Source organism: Lysobacter sp. (genome assembly GCA_013141175.1).
In the GTDB taxonomy this organism is placed as follows: Bacteria; Pseudomonadota; Gammaproteobacteria; order Xanthomonadales; family Xanthomonadaceae; genus Lysobacter_I.
In genome coordinates, this window is sequence record JABFRN010000001.1 from 364,155 (window position 1) to 386,686 (window position 22,532).

The 22,532-nt window shown below is 63.4% G+C and carries 29 protein-coding genes; 11 read left to right on the top strand and 18 right to left on the bottom strand.

Features of this window, described 5'->3' with window-relative positions; genetic code table 11:
- Positions 1-97 precede the first annotated feature (97 nt).
- The 9 genes from HOP03_01725 to rapZ all read left to right on the top strand — a co-directional run bounded on the left by HOP03_01725 (position 98) and on the right by rapZ (position 7,665).
- Positions 98-1,117 (top strand): KpsF/GutQ family sugar-phosphate isomerase, encoded by a 1,020-nt coding sequence (locus HOP03_01725; protein ID NOT86886.1) that lies wholly within the window; start codon positions 98-100, stop codon positions 1,115-1,117.
- Positions 1,117-1,716, top strand: coding sequence for an HAD family hydrolase (locus tag HOP03_01730; protein NOT86887.1), 600 nt, complete (start codon positions 1,117-1,119; stop codon positions 1,714-1,716). Before HOP03_01725 ends, HOP03_01730 begins: the two co-directional genes overlap by 1 nt.
- Positions 1,713-2,273 (top strand): LPS export ABC transporter periplasmic protein LptC, encoded by a 561-nt coding sequence (gene lptC, locus HOP03_01735; protein ID NOT86888.1) that lies wholly within the window; start codon positions 1,713-1,715, stop codon positions 2,271-2,273. Before HOP03_01730 ends, lptC begins: the two co-directional genes overlap by 4 nt.
- Positions 2,254-2,811 carry a lipopolysaccharide transport periplasmic protein LptA gene (gene lptA / locus HOP03_01740; protein NOT86889.1) on the top strand — a complete coding sequence of 186 codons (558 nt, stop codon included), beginning with the start codon at positions 2,254-2,256 and terminating at the stop codon, positions 2,809-2,811. The genes lptC and lptA overlap by 20 nt, the downstream gene beginning before the upstream one ends.
- A complete protein-coding gene (gene lptB / locus HOP03_01745) occupies positions 2,811-3,530 on the top strand; it encodes an LPS export ABC transporter ATP-binding protein (protein ID NOT86890.1) in 720 nt (239 codons plus the stop codon). Before lptA ends, lptB begins: the two co-directional genes overlap by 1 nt.
- 95 nt (positions 3,531-3,625) lie before the next feature.
- Positions 3,626-5,080, top strand: coding sequence for an RNA polymerase factor sigma-54 (locus tag HOP03_01750; GenBank protein NOT86891.1), 1,455 nt, complete (start codon positions 3,626-3,628; stop codon positions 5,078-5,080).
- A gap of 300 nt (positions 5,081-5,380) precedes the next feature.
- Entirely contained in the window at positions 5,381-5,710 is a 330-nt protein-coding gene (gene raiA, locus HOP03_01755) for a ribosome-associated translation inhibitor RaiA (protein NOT86892.1), read from the top strand.
- A gap of 79 nt (positions 5,711-5,789) precedes the next feature.
- Positions 5,790-6,746, top strand: coding sequence for an HPr(Ser) kinase/phosphatase (gene hprK, locus HOP03_01760; protein ID NOT86893.1), 957 nt, complete (start codon positions 5,790-5,792; stop codon positions 6,744-6,746).
- Between the two features lie 10 nt (positions 6,747-6,756).
- Positions 6,757-7,665, top strand: a complete 909-nt coding sequence (gene rapZ, locus HOP03_01765; GenBank protein ID NOT86894.1) for an RNase adapter RapZ — start codon at positions 6,757-6,759, stop codon at positions 7,663-7,665.
- 32 nt (positions 7,666-7,697) lie between these two features.
- Here rapZ and HOP03_01770 read toward each other — a convergent pair whose 3' ends face one another.
- The 3 genes from HOP03_01770 to lgt all read right to left on the bottom strand — a co-directional run bounded on the left by HOP03_01770 (position 7,698) and on the right by lgt (position 9,658).
- Positions 7,698-8,276 carry a hypothetical protein gene (locus tag HOP03_01770; protein ID NOT86895.1) on the bottom strand — a complete coding sequence of 193 codons (579 nt, stop codon included), beginning with the start codon at positions 8,274-8,276 and terminating at the stop codon, positions 7,698-7,700.
- A 92-nt stretch (positions 8,277-8,368) separates the two neighbouring features.
- Entirely contained in the window at positions 8,369-8,782 is a 414-nt protein-coding gene (locus tag HOP03_01775) for a DUF4259 domain-containing protein (protein ID NOT86896.1), read from the bottom strand.
- Positions 8,783-8,869: 87 nt separating this feature from the next.
- Positions 8,870-9,658: a prolipoprotein diacylglyceryl transferase gene (gene lgt / locus HOP03_01780; GenBank protein ID NOT86897.1), complete on the bottom strand. Its 789-nt coding sequence runs from the start codon at positions 9,656-9,658 to the stop codon at positions 8,870-8,872.
- Positions 9,659-10,067: 409 nt separating this feature from the next.
- On the opposite strand from lgt, the gene HOP03_01785 reads away from it, so the two are divergent.
- Together HOP03_01785 and HOP03_01790 are read left to right on the top strand one after the other, a co-directional pair.
- A complete protein-coding gene (locus HOP03_01785; protein NOT86898.1) occupies positions 10,068-11,369 on the top strand; it encodes a hypothetical protein in 1,302 nt (433 codons plus the stop codon).
- A gap of 53 nt (positions 11,370-11,422) precedes the next feature.
- Positions 11,423-12,214: a hypothetical protein gene (locus HOP03_01790; GenBank protein ID NOT86899.1), complete on the top strand. Its 792-nt coding sequence runs from the start codon at positions 11,423-11,425 to the stop codon at positions 12,212-12,214.
- Between the two features lie 90 nt (positions 12,215-12,304).
- Here the strand turns inward: HOP03_01790 and HOP03_01795 are convergent, their stop codons facing one another.
- The 15 genes from HOP03_01795 to rpsN all read right to left on the bottom strand — a co-directional run bounded on the left by HOP03_01795 (position 12,305) and on the right by rpsN (position 22,521).
- Positions 12,305-13,705: a 3-deoxy-7-phosphoheptulonate synthase class II gene (locus tag HOP03_01795; GenBank protein ID NOT86900.1), complete on the bottom strand. Its 1,401-nt coding sequence runs from the start codon at positions 13,703-13,705 to the stop codon at positions 12,305-12,307.
- A gap of 142 nt (positions 13,706-13,847) precedes the next feature.
- Positions 13,848-14,357 carry a disulfide bond formation protein B gene (locus HOP03_01800; protein NOT86901.1) on the bottom strand — a complete coding sequence of 170 codons (510 nt, stop codon included), beginning with the start codon at positions 14,355-14,357 and terminating at the stop codon, positions 13,848-13,850.
- Between the two features lie 211 nt (positions 14,358-14,568).
- Positions 14,569-14,940, bottom strand: coding sequence for a 50S ribosomal protein L17 (gene rplQ, locus HOP03_01805; GenBank protein NOT86902.1), 372 nt, complete (start codon positions 14,938-14,940; stop codon positions 14,569-14,571).
- A 65-nt stretch (positions 14,941-15,005) separates the two neighbouring features.
- Positions 15,006-16,004: a DNA-directed RNA polymerase subunit alpha gene (gene rpoA, locus HOP03_01810; protein ID NOT86903.1), complete on the bottom strand. Its 999-nt coding sequence runs from the start codon at positions 16,002-16,004 to the stop codon at positions 15,006-15,008.
- Positions 16,005-16,153: 149 nt separating this feature from the next.
- Positions 16,154-16,780: a 30S ribosomal protein S4 gene (rpsD, locus tag HOP03_01815; protein NOT86904.1), complete on the bottom strand. Its 627-nt coding sequence runs from the start codon at positions 16,778-16,780 to the stop codon at positions 16,154-16,156.
- A gap of 28 nt (positions 16,781-16,808) precedes the next feature.
- A complete protein-coding gene (gene rpsK / locus HOP03_01820; protein NOT86905.1) occupies positions 16,809-17,201 on the bottom strand; it encodes a 30S ribosomal protein S11 in 393 nt (130 codons plus the stop codon).
- Between the two features lie 12 nt (positions 17,202-17,213).
- The gene (rpsM, locus tag HOP03_01825) at positions 17,214-17,570 is read right to left on the bottom strand and encodes a 30S ribosomal protein S13 (GenBank protein ID NOT86906.1); all 357 of its coding nucleotides are present in this window, start codon (positions 17,568-17,570) and stop codon (positions 17,214-17,216) included.
- A gap of 424 nt (positions 17,571-17,994) precedes the next feature.
- Positions 17,995-19,344 carry a preprotein translocase subunit SecY gene (gene secY, locus HOP03_01830; protein NOT86907.1) on the bottom strand — a complete coding sequence of 450 codons (1,350 nt, stop codon included), beginning with the start codon at positions 19,342-19,344 and terminating at the stop codon, positions 17,995-17,997.
- 7 nt (positions 19,345-19,351) lie between these two features.
- Positions 19,352-19,786 carry a 50S ribosomal protein L15 gene (rplO, locus tag HOP03_01835; protein NOT86908.1) on the bottom strand — a complete coding sequence of 145 codons (435 nt, stop codon included), beginning with the start codon at positions 19,784-19,786 and terminating at the stop codon, positions 19,352-19,354.
- A 4-nt stretch (positions 19,787-19,790) separates the two neighbouring features.
- Positions 19,791-19,985: a 50S ribosomal protein L30 gene (gene rpmD / locus HOP03_01840; GenBank protein ID NOT86909.1), complete on the bottom strand. Its 195-nt coding sequence runs from the start codon at positions 19,983-19,985 to the stop codon at positions 19,791-19,793.
- Positions 19,978-20,517, bottom strand: a complete 540-nt coding sequence (gene rpsE, locus HOP03_01845) for a 30S ribosomal protein S5 (protein NOT86910.1) — start codon at positions 20,515-20,517, stop codon at positions 19,978-19,980. The genes rpmD and rpsE overlap by 8 nt, the downstream gene beginning before the upstream one ends.
- A 164-nt stretch (positions 20,518-20,681) precedes the next feature.
- The gene (gene rplR, locus HOP03_01850; GenBank protein ID NOT86911.1) at positions 20,682-21,041 is read right to left on the bottom strand and encodes a 50S ribosomal protein L18; all 360 of its coding nucleotides are present in this window, start codon (positions 21,039-21,041) and stop codon (positions 20,682-20,684) included.
- Between the two features lie 31 nt (positions 21,042-21,072).
- On the bottom strand, positions 21,073-21,600 hold the full coding sequence (gene rplF, locus HOP03_01855) for a 50S ribosomal protein L6 (GenBank protein ID NOT86912.1): 528 nt from the start codon (positions 21,598-21,600) through the stop codon (positions 21,073-21,075).
- A gap of 13 nt (positions 21,601-21,613) precedes the next feature.
- Positions 21,614-22,009 (bottom strand): 30S ribosomal protein S8, encoded by a 396-nt coding sequence (gene rpsH, locus HOP03_01860; GenBank protein NOT86913.1) that lies wholly within the window; start codon positions 22,007-22,009, stop codon positions 21,614-21,616.
- Positions 22,010-22,215: 206 nt separating this feature from the next.
- Positions 22,216-22,521: a 30S ribosomal protein S14 gene (rpsN, locus tag HOP03_01865; protein NOT86914.1), complete on the bottom strand. Its 306-nt coding sequence runs from the start codon at positions 22,519-22,521 to the stop codon at positions 22,216-22,218.
- Positions 22,522-22,532: the final 11 nt, after the last annotated feature.

A 22,532-nucleotide genomic window follows, 5' to 3' on the forward strand; every position in this document is an offset into this window, starting at 1 on the left:
CGCAGCGCGATGCTGCGTTCATGGGCGGTGCGGGCAATCCCGGGGGCGGGTGCGTAGAATTGCGCGCTTAGCGTAACGGAAAGCCGTCTGCTCCCCAATGGCGAACGTATCAGTTCAACCCATCGCTCTGTCTCCCGATACCGCCAGCGACGCCGCCCTGGCCGACAGCGGCCGTCGGGTGTTCGAGATCGAGCGCGACGGCCTGACGGCGGTGGCGGCCCGGATCGATGGCGATTTCTCCACGGCCTGCCGCATCCTGCTGGCCTGCCAAGGCCGGGTGGTCTGTATCGGCATGGGCAAATCCGGCCATGTCGCGCGCAAGATCGCCGCCACCCTCGCGTCCACCGGCACGCCCGCCTTCTACGTGCACCCGGGCGAAGCCGGCCACGGCGACCTCGGCATGATCACCGACCGCGACGTGGTGCTGGCGCTGTCCTACTCAGGTGAGTCCGACGAAATCCTCACCCTGCTGCCGGTGCTCAAGCGCCAGGGCAACCTGCTGATCGCGATGACCGGTCGCGCGCAGTCGACGATGGCGCGGGAGGCCGACCTGCATCTGGATGTGAGCGTGCCGGCCGAAGCCTGCCCACTGGCGTTGGCGCCGACCGCCAGCACCACGGCTTCGCTGGCGATGGGCGATGCCCTCGCGGTGGCGCTGCTCGAGGCCCGCGGCTTCACTTCCGAGGATTTCGCGCGCTCGCACCCGGCCGGCGCGCTCGGCCGGCGTCTGCTGCTGCATATCGCCGATGTGATGCACGCCGGAGACGATGTCCCGCGCGTGGACGCGGACGCCACCCTGAGCGACGCATTGCTGGAAATGAGCCGCAAGCGGCTGGGAATGACGGCCGTCGTCGATGGCGACGGTCGTCTGCTCGGGCTGTATACCGATGGCGACCTGCGCCGCTCGCTGGCGGACCCATCGACCGATGTGCGCGAAACCCGCATCGACAGACTCATGACCCGCACACCGGTCACGATCGACGCCGACGCGCTCGCGGTCGAAGCCGCGCAACTGATGGAAACGCACAAGATCAACGCGCTGCTGGTGATCGATGGCGAACGCCGCGTGGTCGGCGCGCTCAACATCCACGACCTGCTGCGGGCGCGGGTCGTCTGATGGCCTCTACGCCGGTCGAACACGCCTCCGCCGAGCACATGACGCTGACCGAACGCGCCGGACGCGGCAGCATGCTGCGATCGCGCGCCGGCAACATCCGTCTTGCCTGTTTCGATGTCGACGGCACGCTCACCGACGGCCGACTGTTCTTCGACAGCGACGGCCGCGAGCTCAAGGCGTTTCACGTGCACGATGGCCAAGGCCTGGTACTGCTGCGCGAGGCCGGGATCGAGGTCGCGCTGATCACCGCCCGGCACAGCGAAGTCGCGCGCCGACGTGCCGATGAGCTGCGCGTGCGCGCGCACATCGGCGTGAAGGACAAACTCGCCTGCGTGCTGGAATTGTGCGACGAACTCGGCATCGGGCTCGATGCGGTCTGCTTCATGGGCGACGACCTGCCCGATCTGCCGGCGATGCGCGCGGCGGGCCTGTCGGTCGCGCCCGCCAACGCGCATGCGTTCACCGCTGCCCAGGCCGAGTTGCGCACGCGCGCGAACGCGGGCGAAGGCGCAGCGCGCGAACTGTGCGACCTGCTGATCGCCGCGCAGGGTGGATTCGACGAACCGATGCCTTCGACGCCGACCGGGGAATCCTCATGAGCTGGCGCGGCGTCCTCATCCTGTGTCTGCTGGTCGGCGCGCTGCTCAGCGGTTGGGCCGTGTGGAAGCATCGCAATCCGCCCATGCAGGTCGCCGCCGCGAACGCGCGCCCGGACTATGTGCTGCACGATTTCGAACTCACCGCGCTCAACGGCGAAGGCAAGGAATCCTTCACCCTGCGCGCGCCGAACCTGGAGCGCCGCCCGAACGACGACAGCATGTCGCTGACGACCCCGGTGTTCCAGGTGCCCGACGGCACCGGAAAGCATTGGGACATCCGCTCGAAGCAGGGCTGGGTCAGCGCCGACCAGAAGGAAATCAGGCTGATCGGCGATGTGAAGGCCAACAGCCCGGCCGACGACCTGCGCCCGATCACCATGAACACCGATCGTTTGAACGTTTTCCCGGGCCAGAACCGCGCCAGCACCGACGCTGTGGTGACCATCGTTCAGCCCGGCTCTATACTCCGTGGACGCGGTTTCGCGGTGTCCACGACCACGAAACGCTATGTGTTCCGCTCCGAGGTCAGGTCCCGCTATGTCACTGTTCGCCGCTGATTCCATGCCCGCCCGTTGCGTGCGCCTTCCGCTTGTCGCGCTGTTCACGGCCGCAGCCTTCATCGCACTGCCCGCGCTCGCGCGCGAGTCGGACCGCAACCAGCCGATGGATATCGAGTCCGACCATCAGGAAGGCACTCTGGACGGCAACAGCATCAACACCTTGTCGGGCAATGTCGTGATCAAACAAGGCACGTTGGACATCCGCGCTTCCAAGGCCGATATCCATCAGAGCGGCGGCGAAGTCGTCCGCGCGGTGCTCACCGGCAGCCAGGCCGTGCTCAAGCAGCAGATGGACGACGGCTCGCCGATGACCGCCAAGGCCGACCGCATCGACTACAACATGAGCACCGATGTGGTGGTGCTGACCGGCAGCTACACCGTGACCACGCCGCGCGGCAGCACCAGCGGCCAGCGACTCACGTACGACCTCAAGAGCGGCCGTCTCGAAAGCGGCGGCCAGGGCAGCGGGCGGGTGAAGATGACCATCCAGCCGAAGTCCACGCGAACGACGCCTGCGCCAGCGGGCAAACCCTGATGCTGGTCGCAGAGGGATTGCGCAAGCGCTACAAGTCGCGCGAGGTCGTCCGCGACTTCGGCCTGACCTTGAATGCCGGCGAAGTCGTCGGCCTGCTCGGCCCCAACGGTGCCGGCAAGACCACCTGCTTCTACATGATCGTGGGCCTGGTACCGACCGACGCCGGCCGCATCACCCTCGACGGCAAGGACATCACCGGCGAACCGATGTATGCCCGCGCCAAGCGCGGCGTCGGCTATCTGCCGCAGGAACCCTCGGTGTTCCGCAAGCTCAGCGTGGCCGACAATCTGCGACTGGTGCTGGAACTGCGCCCCGACCTCGATCGTGCCGGCCGCGAGCGCGAACTCGCCTCGCTGATGGACGAGCTGCAGATCGCCCATGTCTCCGAGCAGAGCGGCGCCAGCCTCTCCGGCGGCGAGCGCCGCCGGGTCGAGATCGCCCGCGCCTTGGCCGCAAAACCGCGGTTGATCCTGCTCGACGAACCGTTCGCCGGCGTCGACCCGATTTCGGTCGGCGAGATCCAGCGGATCGTCCGCCACTTGAAGAAACGCGGCATCGGTGTATTGATCACCGATCACAACGTGCGCGAGACGCTGGGTATCTGCGACCGCGCCTACATCCTGAGTGAAGGCAGTGTGCTGGCACAGGGCGCACCGGAGGCGCTGTTGGCGAACCAGGACGTCCGCCGGGTCTACCTCGGCGAGTCGTTCCGTCTGTAAGTCGTCCATCCCATGTTTTCCGGCCCCGGCACACACGGGCCGGGCCGATCATTCCGCTGTAGCCCCGGCAAGACGCCACGATCTACCATAGGGACATGAAGCCACGCCTGCAGACATCGCTGGGTCAACAGCTCGTCCTGACGCCGCAGTTGCGTCAGGCGCTGCATCTGCTGCAGCTGTCTTCGCTTGAGCTCGAAAACGAAATCACCCTCGCCGTCGAAAGCAACCCGCTGCTCGACTGGGTCGAAACCGACAACGACCCGACCGAAAGCACGCCCGAGGGCATGCCTGAACAGGCCCCTGCGCCCGATGCCACCAGCGCGGATGAATCGGCGGAACGCGAACACGGCAACGATGACGACGGCTGGGAGCCCCCCGACAGCTGGAACACCAGCAGCTCCGGCAGCGGAAGCGGCAATGGCAGCGACGAAGACGGCGCGGATCCGATGGACCGGCTGGTCCGTACCGAATCGCTGCACGATCACCTGTCGTGGCAGCTGCACCTGACCCGACTGTCGCCGCAGGACCAGCGCATCGGCGCCGCGCTGATCGACGCCATCGACGACGATGGTTATCTGCGCGAACCGCTCGACGCCATCGCCGAAATGCTGCGGCCGGAGCTCAATGTCGGCACGGCGGAAGTGGCGGCGGTCCTGTGCCAGATCCAGCGGTTCGATCCGCTGGGCATCGGTGCCCGCGACCTGCGCGAATGCCTCACCCTCCAGCTCGAAGCGCTGTCCGACGACACCCCCGGCAAGGCCATGGCGCTGCGGATCGTCGACGGACCACTGGAACGGCTGCCGAAGATCGGCGCGGATGGTCTCGCCGCCGAAATGGGCGCGCCGGCGGATGAAGTCGCGACCGGCCTGCATCTGGTCCGTTCACTCGACCCCAGGCCCGGCGCGCAGCACGGCGCGATGGGCGCGGATACCTACATCACCCCGGATTGCGTGATCTGGCGGCATCAGGGGCTTTGGCGGGCGGCACTCGCCGGCAGTCACACCCGGCTGACCATCCACCGTGGTTACGAAGGCATGATCCAGCACGCCAGCAGCAGCGACGCCAGCTATCTGCGCGGCCGGCTGCAAGAGGCGCGATGGCTGCTCAAGCATCTCGAAGCGCGCGGCGACACCCTGCTCAAAGTGGTGCGCTGCCTGATCCGGCAACAATCGGGCTTTCTCGAATTCGGCGAGCAGGCGCTGCGCCCGCTCACGCTGCGCGAAGTGGCCGCCGAAGTGGGTCTGCATGAGTCCACCGTCTCGCGCGCGATCGCACGCAAGTACGCGGTCACCCCGCGCGGCACGCTGCCGCTGCGCAGTTTCTTCGCCTCGGGCATCGGCACCGAAGGCGGTGGCGAAGCGTCCAGCACCGCCATCCAGTCGATGATCAAACGACTGATCGAAGCCGAGAATCCACGCAAGCCGCTGTCCGACGCGAAACTGGCCGATACGCTGAAAGCCTCCGGCGTACCGGTGGCGCGCCGCACGGTGGCGAAATATCGCGAATCGATGAATATCCCGGCATCGCACGAACGCGTGCGAATGGCCTGAATACCCGGCGGATCACGGATTGCTACGGTATACAAGCGCGATTCACGCGGCTGAATCGCGGCGCGGCATGCCTTCCCGAAACTGTCGACGTTCGCACTTGCGTCCATGCCGGGCTGGGGTACCCTGTCCAAGAGGGGTGGTCGCGCGATGCCGGCCTTGCATCAAGGCAACGCGGACCCGACATCCCTCGTGTACGGGACCTCCATCCAGTACAGGTGGAGGAACCGGCGTCGCGGTATCGGCCAGCTGGGCCCGATGTCGCGATGTGGACCCAGGCCCGGCAACCAGAGGACACCGTCGATGCGTATCGAAACCCACGGCCACCAGATCGAAGTCACCCCCGCCCTGCGCGATTACGTCGAAACCAAACTCTCGCGCCTCGGTCGACATTTCGAACATCCGATGGATGTCGTCCGCACCCAGCTCAGCATCGACCGACCCGATCACCGCGCCGAGGCCACCGTCCACATCTCCGGCCGCACGCTGCATGCCGATGCCAACGGCCAGGACATGTATGCCGCCATCGATCTGCTCACCGACAAACTCGACCGGCTGTTGATCAAGCACAAGGAAAAAATGGTCGACCATCATCGCGGCGAAAGCCTCGCCCACAGCGTCGATCTGGGCTGATCCATTCCAATCGCAGCCGACGTCGCGGCTCGCGCCGCGCGTCGGCCCACCCTCTCTCCACTCTTCCGCTTCGCACCCCATGAACGCCAGCATCCGCGCCCGCGACCTGTTCGATCAGCAACAAGAACGCCTCGGGCTGCATTGGATCGCCGGCGAACGCGGCGAACAGCGCGTGCTCGAAGCGGTGGACACCGTCGCCCGCCGGCCATCGCTCGCCGGTTATCTCAACATCATCTATCCGAACAAGGTGCAGATCCTCGGCACCGAGGAGCTGGCGTGGCTCGACGCGCTCGATGCGCGGCAGCGCGCGGAGACCATCGAGAAGATCGTCCAGTTCCGCCCGCTGGCGATGGTGATCAGCAAAGGCCAGCCATGCCCGGATGACCTGCGCGCCGCCGCCGAAGCCTCCGACACACCGTTGTGGGGGTCGCCGCGCCGTGGGCACGAACTGTTCAACCATCTGCAATACCATCTCGCGCGCAAACTCGCGCCACGGCTCACGGTGCACGGCGTGTTCATGGAGATCTACTCCATCGGCGTACTCATCACCGGCGACTCCGGCGCCGGCAAGAGCGAACTCGCGTTGGAACTCGTCACCCGCGGCCATCGCCTGGTCGCCGACGACGCGCCCGAGTTCACCCAGATCGCGCCCGATGTGCTCGATGGCGCCTGCCCGGATCTGCTTCAGGACCTGCTGGAAGTACGCGGTCTCGGCATTCTCAACGTGCGCAGCATGTTCGGCGACACAGCGGTCAAGCGGAACAAATACCTGCGCCTGATCGTGCATCTCGCGCGCCCGCAACCGCAGCAGGCACCGCAGACCGATGGCTACGAACGCCTGATCGGCGATCTCGGCGCGCGCCGCCTGCTCGATCTCGATGTGCCGATGATCACCTTGCCGGTGATGGCGGGCCGCAATCTCGCCGTGCTCACCGAAGCCGCCGCACGCGCGCACATCCTGCGGATCAAGGGCGTCGATCCGGCGGCGGCGTTCATGGCCCGGCATTCGCACTTCCTGGAGCGCGCCGAGTCATGAGCGCAGAACCATGAGCGCACCGGTCGCCCCCGCGAATGCGAAGGACTCCAGCCTGATCATCGTCAGCGGCATGTCCGGCAGCGGAAAATCCATCGCATTGCACACATTCGAGGATCTCGACTACTACTGCGTCGACAATCTTCCGGCCGAACTGCTGCCGGAATTCGTACGCGGCGCCACCGGTAAAGGCAGCGGCTCCGGCGCGGACATGCCGCCGAAGCTTGCGGTGAGCATCGACGTGCGCAACCGCAACACCGATCTGTCGAAGCTGCCGTCGTGGCTGTCGCAAGCCGGCGCGATCGGCCTCGACCCGAAGCTGGTGTACTTCGATGCCAACGACGACGTTCTGCTCAAACGCTATGCGGAAACGCGACGACGCCACCCGCTGAGCCATCTCGGGCTCGCGCTCGCGGACGCGATCGCACTGGAGCGCCGCATCCTCAAACCGTTGCGCGCGCAGGCCGATATCATCATCGATACCAGCACGCTCAATGTGCATCAGATGCGACGCCGGGTGATCGCCGAGCTGAACCTCAACGCCGATCGCCCGGTGTCGCTGCTGTTCGAATCCTTCGCCTACCGTCGCGGCGTACCCGCCGACGCCGACTTCGTATTCGACGCGCGCTGCCTGCCCAATCCGCACTGGGACCCCAGCCTGCGTCCGCTGTCCGGCCGCGACCGCGAAGTGCGCGAATACCTCGACGCCCAAACCGAAGTGAACGAATACGTCGCCCAGATCACCGCGTTCCTCGACACCTGGATGCCGCGCATCCAGGCGGATACCCGCAGCTACATAACCGTCGCGTTCGGATGCACCGGCGGCAAGCATCGTTCGGTTTATCTGGCCGAAACCCTCGCCGCGCATGCGCGCGGACACGGCTGGCGCGACGTGGCGACGTTTCATCGCGAGTTGGAATAACCCGTCCTGCCAGCAGGATCGATATCGGCGCTTCACTCCGCGGAGGAATCGGCCTGGTTGCGCCCGTTCGGCGGAATCGGATCGAATCTTCGCAGCGAGCGATCCGGAGCGATCGACAGGATTTCCGAATGCGCGAGCCGCACCGCATCGGTGAATTCGAACTGCATGCGCCTGATCGCTTCGAGGTCGCCGCTTTTTTTCTGGACCAACGCCTGCACCGCATGAAACAACCGCTTGCCCCTTGCTCTCACAACGGGGCCATTGACCTGGGCGAAATCGGAATACTGCTGCAGCTCCCATTCGAGGGCCGAAAGCATCGACGTGACCTCGTTCAATCCCGCGATGACCCTGTTGGCGCCATCGATATCGTCGTCTTCGTTGACGCACCGGGCTAGCAGCGCCATCGATGTGACGATCCTGGTCGCACAACCATTGAAATCGTTGGCGACGCGCAGGAAAGCGCTCGCCCAGTACGATTCCCACTCTCTTTCCTTCGACATCCGTGCTTTCGCATACTCCAGCTTGCGGTTGATCACCAGACCCAGCACCAGGACGGCAAGCGGTGTCAGCAGGCTCGCGGAGAGTTTGACCCACTCGAATGCATCGACCATCGCGCACCTCGTCCGGAATCAGCCGAAGAACACGCCCGCGTCCGGGCCGAAGCGCACGGTCTTCACATGCATCAACGGCAAACGACCAGGACCTAGGTCAGGTGGACCCGCATCCGCAGATCGTCGACATCACGCTTCCAGTCGTCCAGCCGCTCGGAATCGTCCCAAAGCTCGAGAATCTCCGAGTCCGCGCCGAGGATCCGATCGATCGCGGCATGCGCTTTCAGCGCCAGCGTCGCAGACGGCTGCAGCTTGACCTTTTCGACCCATGCATCGACGTTCGCGGTGTAGCTGTTGCGTACGCCCCAGTGGCCCTGCAACCGTGCGATGGTTTCGATCGCAGCGAGCGCTTCTTCCGCATCGGAGGCGTCCAGATACTCGCCGCCCGCCGCGAGCACCGTGTCGAGCGTGCGCTCGATCAGCGCCAGATCGCCTTGTTCTTCCAGTCCATACGCCCAATCGCAGGCCGTATCGTTGTCGAAAACACCCGTGCCCCATGCGCCCATGATCGTCCTTCGCAATCGAATGATGGAAATGATGGAAATGATGGATCCCAAAATAGTCGAATCCAGCGCCGCTGGACATCCTTCGACTCAAGGCCGCGGGGACCGCCGCATCGCCCTCATCACCATGACGACACCCATCATCACGAAGGGCAGGCTCAGATACTGGCCGACACTGAACGACTGACCGGCCTCGTATGCTGCTTGCGGTGTCTTGAAGAATTCGACGAGGATGCGCGCCGAGAACACCAGCGCCATCAACACCCCGAACAGCAGGCCTTCCGGCGTTCGCTTGCCGCTGCGGCGATAGATGGCCCACAGCACGACAAAGATCAAGGCGTAAGCGATCGCCTCGTACAACTGCGCGGGATGACGCGGCAAGGCGTCGACGGACTCGAACACCACGCCCCATCGGCCCGATGTGGGAATGCCGACGATCTCGGAGTTTAGGAAATTCGCGACGCGCACGAACACCGCACCGAGCGCGGCGGGCATCGATACCCGGTCGATCAACCAGAGAAACGGCAACCCGGGCCGTGTCGTGCGCGCTGCGAACCAGAGCGCCAGCAGCATGCCCAGCGCACCGCCGTGACTCGCCAACCCACCCTCCCAGATGCGCAGGATCGCCAACGGATGCGACAGGTAATACCCGGGCTCGTAGAACAGACAGTGCACCAGTCGCGCGCCGATGACGGCGCCGAGCAGCGCATGGATCATCAAGCGCTCCGCGTTCTCACGGGGCACGCCCTCGGCCGCAAAAATGCGGCCGAGCATCCATTGTCCGACCAGGAACGCGCCCACGAACAGCAGGCCATACCAGCGGATCGCCAATGGCCCGGCGGAGAACAGGATGGGGTCGAATGTCCAATGGATCAGCATGGTCTTTGCGCTGCGCGGCAGCGCCGGGCGGAACGTGCAACCACGATCAATGCGCCGTGGTCGCGGTGGAATATCCGCACCATGGGCTTGCGCACCGGTCCGGTCATGTTTGCGTCGCCATCGATTCGCTGCATGGCGCAGTCTGTGGCCGGATCACCCCTTCGTCAATCGAACGGGACTTCCGGCCCATGCGGCGCGCGACGTCTCGCAGGATGATCGGCCGGGCATCGGATTGACTCACTGCACTACATCTCGCGCATCCGCAGCGGATGCATGCATGGCACGACGACCGACAGTCGCGGCTCCGGCCCCGGTCACATTTTTCGACGGCCGCCGTCATGGTCGCATGCGATCGGGAAAACGCACTTCGGATCGCAGCAGTTCCCTCTCTTTCCTGGAACCTTCGCTCATGAAACTCGTTGCAACCTCGCTCCTGTCGCTATCGCTTTCGCTCGCTCCGCTCTGCGCGAACGCGGACGAACTGCGTGCGAAGGAAACCTTCGCCGTGGTCTGGGAACGGCTGCAGAACAGCGGTTTCAACGGCAAGCAGGAAAGCCCCGACTGGACCGCACTCAAGGCCGAGCATCAATCCGATATCGAAAGCGCGAAGGATATCGACGCTCTGCGCCGCGAGATCTCGGAATTGCTGGAAGCGCTGAAAGCGTCGCACCTCGAACTGATTCCATCCAGCGCTTTTCCGAAGAAGGGTGAAGCCCCGAAATCGGGCAACGCCGAGCTCGGCCTGCGCCTTGCGGTCATCGACAACCACCTCATGGTCGAACGCACCATCCCCGGTCATGCGGCCTCATCCGCCGGGATTCGACCCGGCTGGATCGTGGAGAAAATCGGCAACTTCGATCTGGCCGGAGTCCTCGCAAAAAAGCACGCCGGCAAGTCGCTCAAACCGCGCGGACTCACCGTCCTGCAGCTGACCGTCAATGGCATGGTCAGCGCCATCGCACCGGGCACCACGCTGGATCTGCAGTTGCGCGATGCCGACGGCGGACTGCGCATGGTGGCCCTGACCGCCCGCGAGAACGCGCAGACGCAGACCGTGCTGCTGCCCAATCTTCCACCGCTGCCGCTGCGCTTCGAATCGCACAGGCTACCGGTTGCCGGCGGCTGCGTGCTGCAGGTGGAATACAGCCAGTGGGCGATGCCGGCCTACGACCAGTTGATGCAGACGTTGCGCGAGCACGGCGACTGCCGCGGCGTGATCATCGATCTGCGCGGCAACAGCGGCGGCCTGATCGCTTCGCTGAGCGCCATCAGCGGCCTGTTCGTCGACAAGCCCGTGTCGCTGGGCACCATGATCACCACCGGCGGCGACCTCAAACTCACCGCGCTGCCGCGCGTGGTCGACAACGACGGCAAGGACATCCGCCGCTTCTCCGGCCCCCTTGCCATCCTCACCGATCGCGGTTCGGCCAGTTGCTCCGATATTTTCGCCGGTGGCCTGCAGGCACTCGGTCGCGCCCGCATCTTCGGCGATACCAGCGCCGGCATGGCGCTGGTATCGGCCAGCATCCCGTTGCCCTCGGGCGATCATCTGCTCTACCCGACCGCCGATTTCGTCGATCCCAACGGCCGCCGTATCGAAGGCGTCGGCGTGATTCCCGACACACCCAGCCCGCCGACCGCCCGCGCTCTGCGTGACGGTCGCGATCCCGCATTGGAAGCTGCTCTCGCCTGGATCGATACCTCGGCGTGATGCGCAAGCCTTATCATCCTTTCCGCTTCACTTTCACGATATCGGAGTCGCACATGACACTGTTGAACCGTACCACCATGGCCGTCGGCCTCGCGCTCGCCCTCTCGCCGCTCGCTCATGCAACCGAAATGCCGGCCACCGCGCTACCGGCCGCACGCAGTCTGATCGATGCGCATATCGCCGCGTCCGGTGGTGCCGAAGCCTATGCCAAGAGCGGCGACGGCACCACCAAAGTCCAGATGGAGATCGTCGAGAACGGCATGAAGCTGGACATGACGATGTACGGACGCGGCAGCGACCGCGCATCGCTGATGGCGATCCCGGGCGCTGGCGACTTCCGTAGCGGCTACACCGGCGGCGTCGCGTGGTCGATGGACCCGATGAACGGTCCGCGCCTGCTCGACGGCAGGGAGCGCGAACAGATCGTCGAACAGGGCGATCCCAGGATCAGCATGCGCGACCCCGGCTTGGTCGCTTCGGCAACGACAGTCGCCCTGTCGGAATCGGAAGGCCGCCCGTGCTACCGCGTCGAAATCAAATGGACATCGGGCCGCGAAACCATCGACTGCTACGGCACCGAGGACGGCCTGCTGTTGTCGACCGAATCGGTGATCGCATCCCCGATGGGCGATATGAAGCAGGTCAGCCACATGTCCGAGTACAAAAGTTTCGGCGCGGTCAAACTGCCCAGCAAGATGAAAGGCAAGGCGGCAGGCATGACCCAGCTCATCACGATCCAGTCTTACGATCCTGCGGCGCCGGCAGCCGAAGTATTCGCTCTGCCGACGGCGATCGAGGCGCTGGTCAAGAAATCGGCCACCGCGACGTCGACACAATCGAACTGACGCGAACCGCAAGCATCGTCGAAACGAAGAGGCCCGCACGACGCGGGCCTCTTATTGTCATCGTCTGGGCATCTGCGCCCGACTCGGAACTCAGAGCATCGTCGGCGCATTGATCTGCGCCTGCTTGCGCACGATCAGCATTGCGATTTCCAGCGCCTGCTCGTAGTTGAGCCGTGGATCGACCGTAGTGCGATAGGCACGCTCCAGATCGATCTCGGTGAGATCGCGCGCGCCGCCGGTGCATTCGGTCACGTCCTCTCCGGTGAGTTCCAGATGTACGCCGCCGAGACGCGTGCCCACCGCCGCATGCAGCTCGAACGCCTGCTCCAACTCGCTGCGGATGTTGGCGAAACGGCGGGTCTTGAAGCCGTTGCTGGTGGACTCGGTATTGCCGTGCATCGGGTCGCAGATCCACAGCACGCGGCGTCCATCGCGCTTCATCGCTTCCAGCAACGGCGGCAATTTCTCGGCGATCGACCCGGCGCTCATGCGATGGATCAGGCTGAGGCGACCGGGCTCGTCGTTCGGGTTGAGCACGTCGATCAAGCGCAGCAACTGATCCGGCGACACCGATGGACCGACCTTGATCGCGATCGGATTGCGGATGCCGCGGAAATATTCGGTATGCGCGCCATCGACTGCGGCGGTGCGCATACCGATCCACGGAAAATGCGTGCCGAGGTTGAACCAGCCGGATTGGCGCGGCACCTGGCGGGTCACGCCTTCCTCGTACGGCAGCAACAGCGCTTCATGCGACGTGTAGAACTCGACGCTGCGCAGATTGTGCAGCGACGACCCCGACAGCGTCTCCATGAAACGCACGGCATCGCCGATGCCGGCCACCATCTTCTGATACTCCTCGGCGAGCGGCGAATGGCCGACCCAACCGAGATTCCAGTATTCGGGGTGATGCAGATCGGCGAATCCGTCGTCGATCAGCGCGCGAATGAAGTTCATCGTCATCGCCGAACGCGCATGGGCTTTGATCATGCGACGCGGGTCCGCGACACGGGCTTCCGATGTGAATTCCGGCCCGTTGACGATATCTCCGCGATAGCTGGGCAATATCACGCCATCCCGGGTTTCCATATCGGCCGAGCGCGGCTTGGCATACTGGCCCGCGAAACGACCGACGCGTACCACCGGCAACCGCAGGCCGTGGACGAGCACCAGGCTCATCTGCAGCAACACCTTGAGGCGGTTGGAAATCACTTCCGGTGTGCAGTCGTCGAAAATCTCGGCGCAGTCGCCTCCCTGCAGCAGGAAGCGCTTGCCTTCCTGCGCTTCCGCCAATTGCTGGCGCAGATTCATCACTTCGCGTGAAGTGACCAGCGGCGGCAGCGCGTGAAGTTCGCCCAGCACGCCTTCAAGCTGTTGCGCGTCGCCGTAAGCCGGTTGCTGCAGCGCCTGGCGATCGCGCCAACTGGCGGGAGTCCAGCCTTCTGGTGGCAAGACGGCGGATTGGAGTGCTTCGGAGCGTATGCGGGGCATCTTCTTCAACCTGACGAACGAATCGATTTCAATGAACGGCTTTCAGTGTGCGGCAGTGAGTGGCATTACGGTCAAATCCAGGCAGGCCTGCACGATCCAGGCCGGCGACGCCACAAGTTCCTCGATGAAGCTCGTTGGCGCATCAAGCCGCATCACGTCGCTTGAACGCAGCCAGCAGCGCCCAGGCAGTGAGCCCCACGAAACACAACAAGCTCCACGCCGGCATCGACAGTCCCAGGAACGTCCAATCGACCTTGGCGCATTCGCCGGAGCCGGTCAGCACTTTGCGGACAACGTCGGTGAGTGGATTGGTTTCCATCATGAACTGGAGCGGTGGCCCGCACTCCGGGACCTGATCCTCGGGCAGCGTGGTCAGCCAGACATGGCGCCCGGCGATACCGAGCCCGATGCCGGCGGGAATGAGCGCAAGCAGACCGTAGATCCTGCGTCCCCAGATACCCTTGGGGGCATGCAGCCCGCCGAGCAGAAAAACAACGCCGAGACCCGCGAATGCGATGCGCTGGAAGATGCACAGCGGACAGGGATTGAGCCCCCACCAGTCCTGGGACAGGACCGCAAAACCGATCAAGCCCATACAGACCACGAAACCCAGCAGGCACTGGGAACGGAACGACCAGCGGAAGAGATTCAGTTGCATGCGTGAGGGCGCGTCGGCGCAGGGTGAGGACGGTATGACAAGGACCTGCATCAGCCGGTGGAGTTCCAGATCCGTGATGCGGGGGCTTTACCCGGAGCCAAGATAGCAAAAACCCCGACAAATGCCGGGGTCTTCGTCATAACAACCGCTCAGGTACTGATGCCCCGTACGGCGACCATCCATGAGAACGGTCGACCGGACGCGATCAGGCCGCTGCTTCGGGACGATCGACCAGCTCGACATACGCCATCGGGGCATTGTCGCCGTCGCGGAAGCCGCACTTCAGGATGCGCAGATAACCGCCCGGGCGCTCGCGGTACCGCGGGCCGAGGGTGGTGAACAACGTACCCACCGCTTCCTTGTCGCGCAGACGCGAGAAAGCGAGGCGGCGATTGGCGACGCCGTCGATCTTCGACAACGTGATCAGCGGCTCGGCGACGCGACGGAGTTCCTTCGCTTTCGGCAGCGTGGTGCGGATCAGGCCGTGCTTGATCAGCGAGGAAGCCATATTGCGGAACATCGCTTCGCGATGAGCGCTGGTGCGGCTGAATTTGCGTCCGGATTTCAGGTGGCGCATGGTCGTGATTCCTGGTTATCCCCGGCACCCGGTGCCGGGATCATGATTCGTGTTCTAGCGAAGACTCAGCCCAGCATGCCGTGGGCGGCGATACCGGCGGGCGGCCAATTTTCGAGCTTCATGCCGAGCGACAAACCGCGCTGGGCAAGGACTTCCTTGATCTCGGTCAGCGATTTCTTGCCAAGATTCGGGGTCTTCAGCAGCTCGACCTCGGTTTTCTGGATCAGGTCGCCGACGTAATAGATGCTCTCGGCCTTAAGGCAGTTGGCCGAACGCACCGTCAGTTCGAGATCGTCGATCGGACGCAGCAGGATCGGGTCGACCCCGGTCGCGGCCGGCTTGGCGGCGCCACGGTCGCGGTGCGTGAAGTCGCCGAATACCGACAACTGGTCGGTCAGGATGTCGGCAGCGGTGCGCACCGCTTCCTCGGCGTCGATCGTGCCGTTGGTTTCGATATCGAGGACCAGCTTGTCGAGGTCGGTGCGCTGTTCGACGCGGGCCGCTTCGACTTCATAGGCAACGCGGCGAACCGGCGAGAACGATGCATCCAGCATCAGGCGACCGATCGCACGGGTCTCTTCGTCCGGGCGGCGACGGGCAGCGGCCGGCTGATAGCCGAAGCCGCGCTCGATCTTCAGGCGCATGTTCAGCGCAGCGTCTTTGGTCAAATGCGCGATCACGTGGTCGGTGTTGAGGATCTCGACGTTGTGGTCGGTCTTGATGTCGCCTGCGGTGACCACGCCCGGGCCTTGCTTGTTCAGGCTCAGGGTGGCGACCTCGCCAGTACCCATGCGAATCGCGACATCCTTGAGATTCAGCAGCACTTCCAGTACATCTTCCTGCAAGCCTTCGACCGTGGTGTACTCGTGCAGCACGCCATCCATCTCGACTTCGGTGATTGCGAAGCCGGGGATCGAAGACAGCAGCACTCGGCGAAGCGCATTGCCGAGGGTGTGGCCGTAGCCACGTTCCAGCGGTTCGATCACAACCTTGGCGCGGTTGCCGGCAAGGCGCTCGATCTGCGGAGCGCGCGGACGCAGGACCTGGTTGGCGGATACCGTCATCTTTTGATGTCTCCTGGAGCCGGGGCCTCGCGGCCTCAGCGGTGTTTCGGGGGCCTCCCCGGGCAAGGGAGGCGGCCGGTGCGCGACGCGCGACGACCGTGGGGGTGGGAGTCTCGCTGCCGGTGGTACCGGCAGCGTCTCGCCGTCGCTTACTTCGAATACAACTCGACGATCAGCGCTTCATTGATATCAGCCGGCAAATCGCCGCGATCCGGCACAGCCTTGAACACGCCAGCGAATTTCTTGCTGTCGACTTCGATCCAACCCGGGGTCAGATCCATGGTCGAAGCGACATTCAGCGCTTCCTGCACGCACATCTGCTTCTGCGCGCGCTCGGACAGAGTGATCGCGTCGCCTGCCTTGACCTGGTAGGACGGCAGGTTCACCGACTTGCCATTGACCAATACACCGCGATGCGACACCAGCTGCCGTGCAGCCGGGCGCGTCACCGCAAAGCCCATGCGATAGATGACGTTGTCGAGACGGGTCTCGAGCAATTGCAGCAAGTTCTCGCCGGTGTTGCCTTTCTTCGTCGAGGCTTTCTTGTAGTAATTGCGGAACTGGCGTTCCAGCAGACCGTAGATACGCTTGACCTTCTGCTTTTCGCGCAGCTGGGTGGCGTAATCGGACAGCTTGCCCTTGCGCGAAGCGCCGTGCTGGCCGGGCTTCTGCTCGAGCTTGCACTTCGAGTCGAGCGCGCGGGCGGGCGACTTCAGACTGAGGTCGGCGCCCTCGCGACGGGCGAGTTTGCAGGTGGGACCGATATAACGAGCCATGGTGGTTTCTGCTCCTCAGGCCGTCGCGTTAAACGCGACGCTTTTTCGGCGGACGGCACCCGTTGTGCGGGATGGGCGTCACGTCGATGATGTTGATGATCTTGTAGCCGACGCTGTTCAACGAACGCACGGCCGATTCGCGACCCGGGCCCGGGCCCTTGATCCGCACTTCCAACGCCTTCAGCCCGTAATCGAGCGCGGCCTTTCCGGCCTTTTCGGCAGCGACCTGCGCGGCGAACGGCGTCGACTTGCGCGAACCACGAAAACCCGCGCCGCCCGACGTTGCCCACGAGAGCGCATTGCCTTGGCGATCGGTGATCGTGACGATGGTGTTGTTGAACGAAGCATGGACGTGGGCGATGCCGTCGGTGACGACCCGCTTGATCTTCTTCTTGGTTTTGTTTGCTGCCGGCTTGGCCATGATCGTTGCCCCTTACTTCTTGATGGCCTTGCGCGGACCCTTGCGGGTACGTGCATTGGTCCGGGTACGCTGGCCGCGGAGCGGCAGGCCACGACGATGACGCAAGCCGCGGTAGCAGCCCAGGTCCATCAGGCGTTTGATAGCCATGCCCACTTCACGACGGAGGTCGCCCTCGACCGTGATCTTGCCGATTTCGGCGCGGAGACGCTCGACCTCGGATTCGGACAGGTCGCGGATCTTGGTGCTCGAAGTGACGCCTGCAGCCTCGCAGACCTGCTTCGAACGGGTACGGCCAATGCCGTAGATGCTTTGCAGCCCGACCCAGACGTGTTTCTGGGCAGGCAGGTTGACACCTGCAATACGCGCCATGCGCGAATCTCCAACTGGTTTGGCGACCGGGTAACCCCGGCGGATAGGGCACTTGGATAAGTGAACTCGAAATTCTAACAGGGCCTCGATCTTGAGGGAAGAGGCAGCGCCAAAAACGCCGCCCAACGGCGCCCCCGAAAGGGAACCATCAGCTCTTCCGGCATGGGGAGAGTGCCCATGCTCCGGCGATGGACCCGGGTTGATGGAGCAGAACCGCTTCTTGTCAAAGCGACCCTACCCAGCGACCAGCACTCCTCAAGTGCCGGTACAGACCCGGGCCCACCTGCGCTCGAGACCGCCGCGCAGGTCGCCCATCTTGCTTTCCCGTGAGAGCGGGAAAGCGGAAATACAGTGTTGCCATCCTTGGTTCGGGCCAGCAGGCCCGCGGTGTATCGGATCACTGGAAACAAGCGACTTGCGTCGATCAACGTCCCCGTGACCCTCCTTTCAAATTCGCCTTTTTCAACAGACTTTCATACTGATGGGACATCAGATGCGCTTGGATTTGAGCGATGAAGTCCATGACCACGACCACAACGATCAGCAGTGAGGTCCCCCCGAAATAGAACGAGGTACCAAGCTCGGTCTGCATGAACGTCGGCAGCAGGCAAACGATCACCAGGTAAATCGCACCTGCCATCGTCAGCCGCGTCAATACCGCATCGATATAGTCGGCAGTCGCTTTGCCGGGACGAATACCCGGAATCAAAGCGCCCGATTTCTTAAGATTGTCGGCAGTTTCCTGCGAATTGAACACCAGCGCAGTATAGAAAAACGCGAAACCGATGATCAATGCCGCGAACAGGATCATATACAGCGGCTCGCCGGGAGAAAGCGCTTGGGCAACCTTCTGAAGCACGCTGACGTTGCCGCTGGCACTGAACCAGGTGGAAGCAGTGGCCGGGAACATGATGATGGACGAAGCGAAAATCGCCGGGATGACGCCAGACATGTTGAGCTTGAGCGGCAGGAATGACGTCTGGTTCATGTAGGCGTTGCGACCGCCCTGACGGCGCGCATAGTTCACCGTGATCCGACGTTGACCACGCTCCACGAACACCACGAAATAAGTGAACGCCAAGACGATGACGATGATCGCAATGACCGTGAGTGGGCTCATGTCACCTTTGCTGGCCTGATCGAGGGTGTTGAGCACGGCGCCCGGCAAACCCGCAACAATGCCAGCGAAGATGATCAACGAAACGCCGTTGCCGATGCCGCGCTCGGTCACCTGTTCGCCGAGCCACATCAGGAACATCGTGCCTGCGGTCAGCGAAACGACTGCGGTCAGCACGAACCCCATGCCCGGCGAATACACCACAGGTATGCCGTTGTTGGCTCCCGAGGCCTGCAGAGCCGTAGCGATACCTGCCGCCTGGAACATCGCCAATGGAATCGCACCGATACGCGACCACTGGGTGATGCGACGCCGACCGGATTCGCCTTCCTTCTGGATGGCTTTCAGGCTCGGAACGATCTGTACCAGCAACTGCACGATGATCGATGCCGAGATATACGGCACAACGTTCAACGCGAACAGGCTGAAGCGCTGCAACGCACCGCCGGAAAACATGTTGAACATGTCGACGATGGTGCCCTTCTGGGACTCCATCAACTGCAGCATGGCCTCGGGGTTGACGCCCGGCACTGGGATATAACAACCAATGCGGTAAACGATCAACGCCCCCACCACGAACAGCAGCCGGGAGCGCAGCTCGGTGAATTTACCGAGCCCGCCGCCGACGCCAGCCATTGCATTCGCGCTTCGCGCCATGCCCGGATTACTCCTCGAAACTGCCGCCGGCGGCTTCGATCTCCGCACGCGCGCCAGCAGTCGCCAGAATGCCTTTGAGCACGAGCTTTTTGCTCAGCTCACCTTTCTTCACGACCTTGACCTTCTTCACGCCGGGCGGCACCAGCTTGGCGGCACGAAGAACCTCGAGATCGATGATGCCTTCAAGCTTTTCCAGTTGGTAGAGCAGCACTTCAGCGGTGTCTTTCGACATCTTCGAGCGGAAGCCGATCTTCGGCAGGCGGCGCTGCATGGGCATCTGACCGCCTTCGAAACCGGCCTTGATCTTGCCCTTGCCCGCGCGAGCGAAAGAACCCTTGTGGCCGCGACCCGCTGTTTTGCCGAGACCGGAACCGATGCCACGACCGACGCGGGTGCGCTCTTTGCGGGCGCCGTCGGCGGGCTTGAGTGTATTCAGGCGCATACGATTACTCCTCTACGCGAACGAGATAGTGCAACTGCGTGATAAGACCACGCACCTGCGGACTGTCCTTGAGTTCACGGACATCATTCAATTTGTTCAGGCCCAGCGCCTTCACCGAAAGACGGTGACGCGCCTGGGTACCGCGCAGGCCTTTGACCAGACGAACCTTGATCGTGCCGCCATTGCTGGAATTAGCCATGCTGGATCTCCTCGGTCTTCTTGCCGCGCTTGGCCGCGATGCGGGTCGGCGACTGCATGGCTTCGAGGCCCCTGAGCGTGGCGCGCACCAGATTGATCGGATTACGCGAACCGGTGGCCTTGGCCAACACGTTCTTCACGCCGACCGCTTCGAGGACGGCGCGCATCGCGCCACCGGCGATGACGCCAGTACCTTCGGAAGCAGGCTGCATGTACACATGGGCAGCACCGTGACCCGACTTGACGGCATGCCAAAGGGTACCGTTGTTCAGGTCGACATTACTCATGTTCTTGCGCGCGTATTCCATCGATTTCTGGATCGCGACCGGCACTTCGCGTGCCTTGCCATAACCGAAGCCGACCTTGCCGGAACCATCGCCCACCACCGTCAAAGCGGTGAAGGTGAACTGGCGACCGCCCTTGACGGTCTTGCTGACGCGGTTGACCGCGATCAGCTTTTCGATCATGCCATCATCGACTTCTTCGCGGTTGCGATCACGATCGCGTCCGCGCGATTCACGTTGCTCTGCCATTTCGATATCTCGTTTGAGTTTGGGAAAATTGCGGCTTCGCCGCTTATGATTGTGATGTGCATCGGATGTATCACGCCGCCCGGAACCGGAGAGCGCGCCCGGTGTCTGCCACACCGGCGGGTGAAACACGGGTGGGGACGAGCCCCCACCCTTTCAACACCAGCTCAGAACTTCAGACCGCCTTCGCGAGCCGCTTCAGCGAGCGCCTTGATACGGCCGTGATAGCGGTAACCCGACCGATCGAATGCGATCTTCTCGATACCGGCGGCGCGCGCTTTCTCGGCGATCATGCGACCCACTTTCGCGGCTGCCTCGCTGTTCTTCTTGCTCTTGAGACCGTCGCCCACGTCGGTCTGCATCGTGTTGGCGGCTGCCAGCACTTTGGAGCCATCGGCGGTGAAAACCTGGGCGTACAGGTGCTGCCCCGTGCGCAGCACGGTCAGGCGGGGCACGCCGAGTTCGCGGATGTGCGCGCGCGTTGATTTGGCGCGGCGCAGGCGGGCGGTGTTCTTGATGCTGCTCATGTTCTTGATCCTTGGGAAGCGGATAGGCCGATCAGGCCTTCTTGGCTTCCTTGCGAATGATGGTTTCGTCGGAGTACTTCACGCCTTTGCCCTTGTAGGGTTCCGGTGGGCGGAATGCGCGGATCTTTGCCGCGACTTCGCCGACGCGCTGCTTGTCGGCACCCGAGACCAGGATTTCGGTCTGGGTCGGCGTGGCGATGGTGATGCCTTCGGGCGCCGGAAACACGACGGGATGCGAGAAGCCGAGCGACAGGTTCAGATCGCTGCCCTGCATCGAGGCGCGGTAACCGACGCCGACGAGATCGAGCTTGCGAACGAAACCCTCGCTGACGCCATGCACCATGTTCGCGATGATCGCGCGCAGGGTGCCGGTCAGCGGAATCAGTGCATCTTCGTTGGCCGAAAGCTGGGCAGTGCCATCTTCGATCTTGACTTCGATACCGGCAGGCTTCGCGATCGACAAGGTGCCCTTGGGGCCCTTGACGCTCACGCTGTCGGATTGGATGTTGAATTCGATGCCTTTCGGGAAGGCGATCGGTTTTTTGGCGACACGAGACATGGGCGAGCTCTCCTTACGCCACGAAGCACAGGACTTCACCGCCGACGCCCTGTTGGCGTGCCTGCGTGTCGGTCATGATGCCCTTGGAGGTTGAAATGATGGCGACGCCGAGACCGCCGAGCACTTTCGGCAGCGCGTCCTTGCCACGATACTGGCGCAGGCCAGAACGCGACACGCGGTGCAGGCGCTCGATGACCGGCTTGCCCTCGTAGTATTTCAGTGCGATTTCGAGGGTCGCCTTGGCGCCTTCCTCGGTCACGCGGATATCGCCGATATAGCCTTCCGTCTTGAGGACGTTGGCGATCGCGACTTTCGTCTTCGACGACGGCATTTTCACCGTCTGCTTGCCGACTGCGGCCGCATTTCTGATGCGGACCAGCATGTCGGCGATGGGATCAGTCATGCTCATTGAGAGTCACCTTATGAGTAGCACCGATATCCGCTTTCGCGAAATCTGTATGTTTTGAGCGGCAGGTATAAACCTGCCAAGGAAGCCCGGTCGCCCGGGGCGGTACATTTGAAGCCTGCCGCCGGAGACGGCTGCAGGCCGGACGAACCGGCCTGCGGAATCACTTGATCTAACAGCCGGCTAGTCTAACAGCCCAGAAGGGTTGCTTACCAGCTGGCCTTGCGCAGGCCCGGCACGTCACCGCGCATGGTGGCTTCGCGCAGCTTGTTGCGGCCGAGGCCGAACTTGCGATACACGCCGCGCGGACGGCCGGTCAGCACGCAGCGCAGGGTCTGCCGGGACGGCGAAGAGTCGCGCGGCAACTTCTGCAGCTTGGTGGCCGCTGCCATCTTCTCTTCGAAATCGCCGTCCTGGCTGTTGATGATCTTCTTGAGCGCGTCACGCTTGGCCGCAAATTTCTTCGCGAGCTTCTTCCGCTTGACTTCGCGGTTCACCATTGAGGTCTTTGCCATGGGATGCCTGT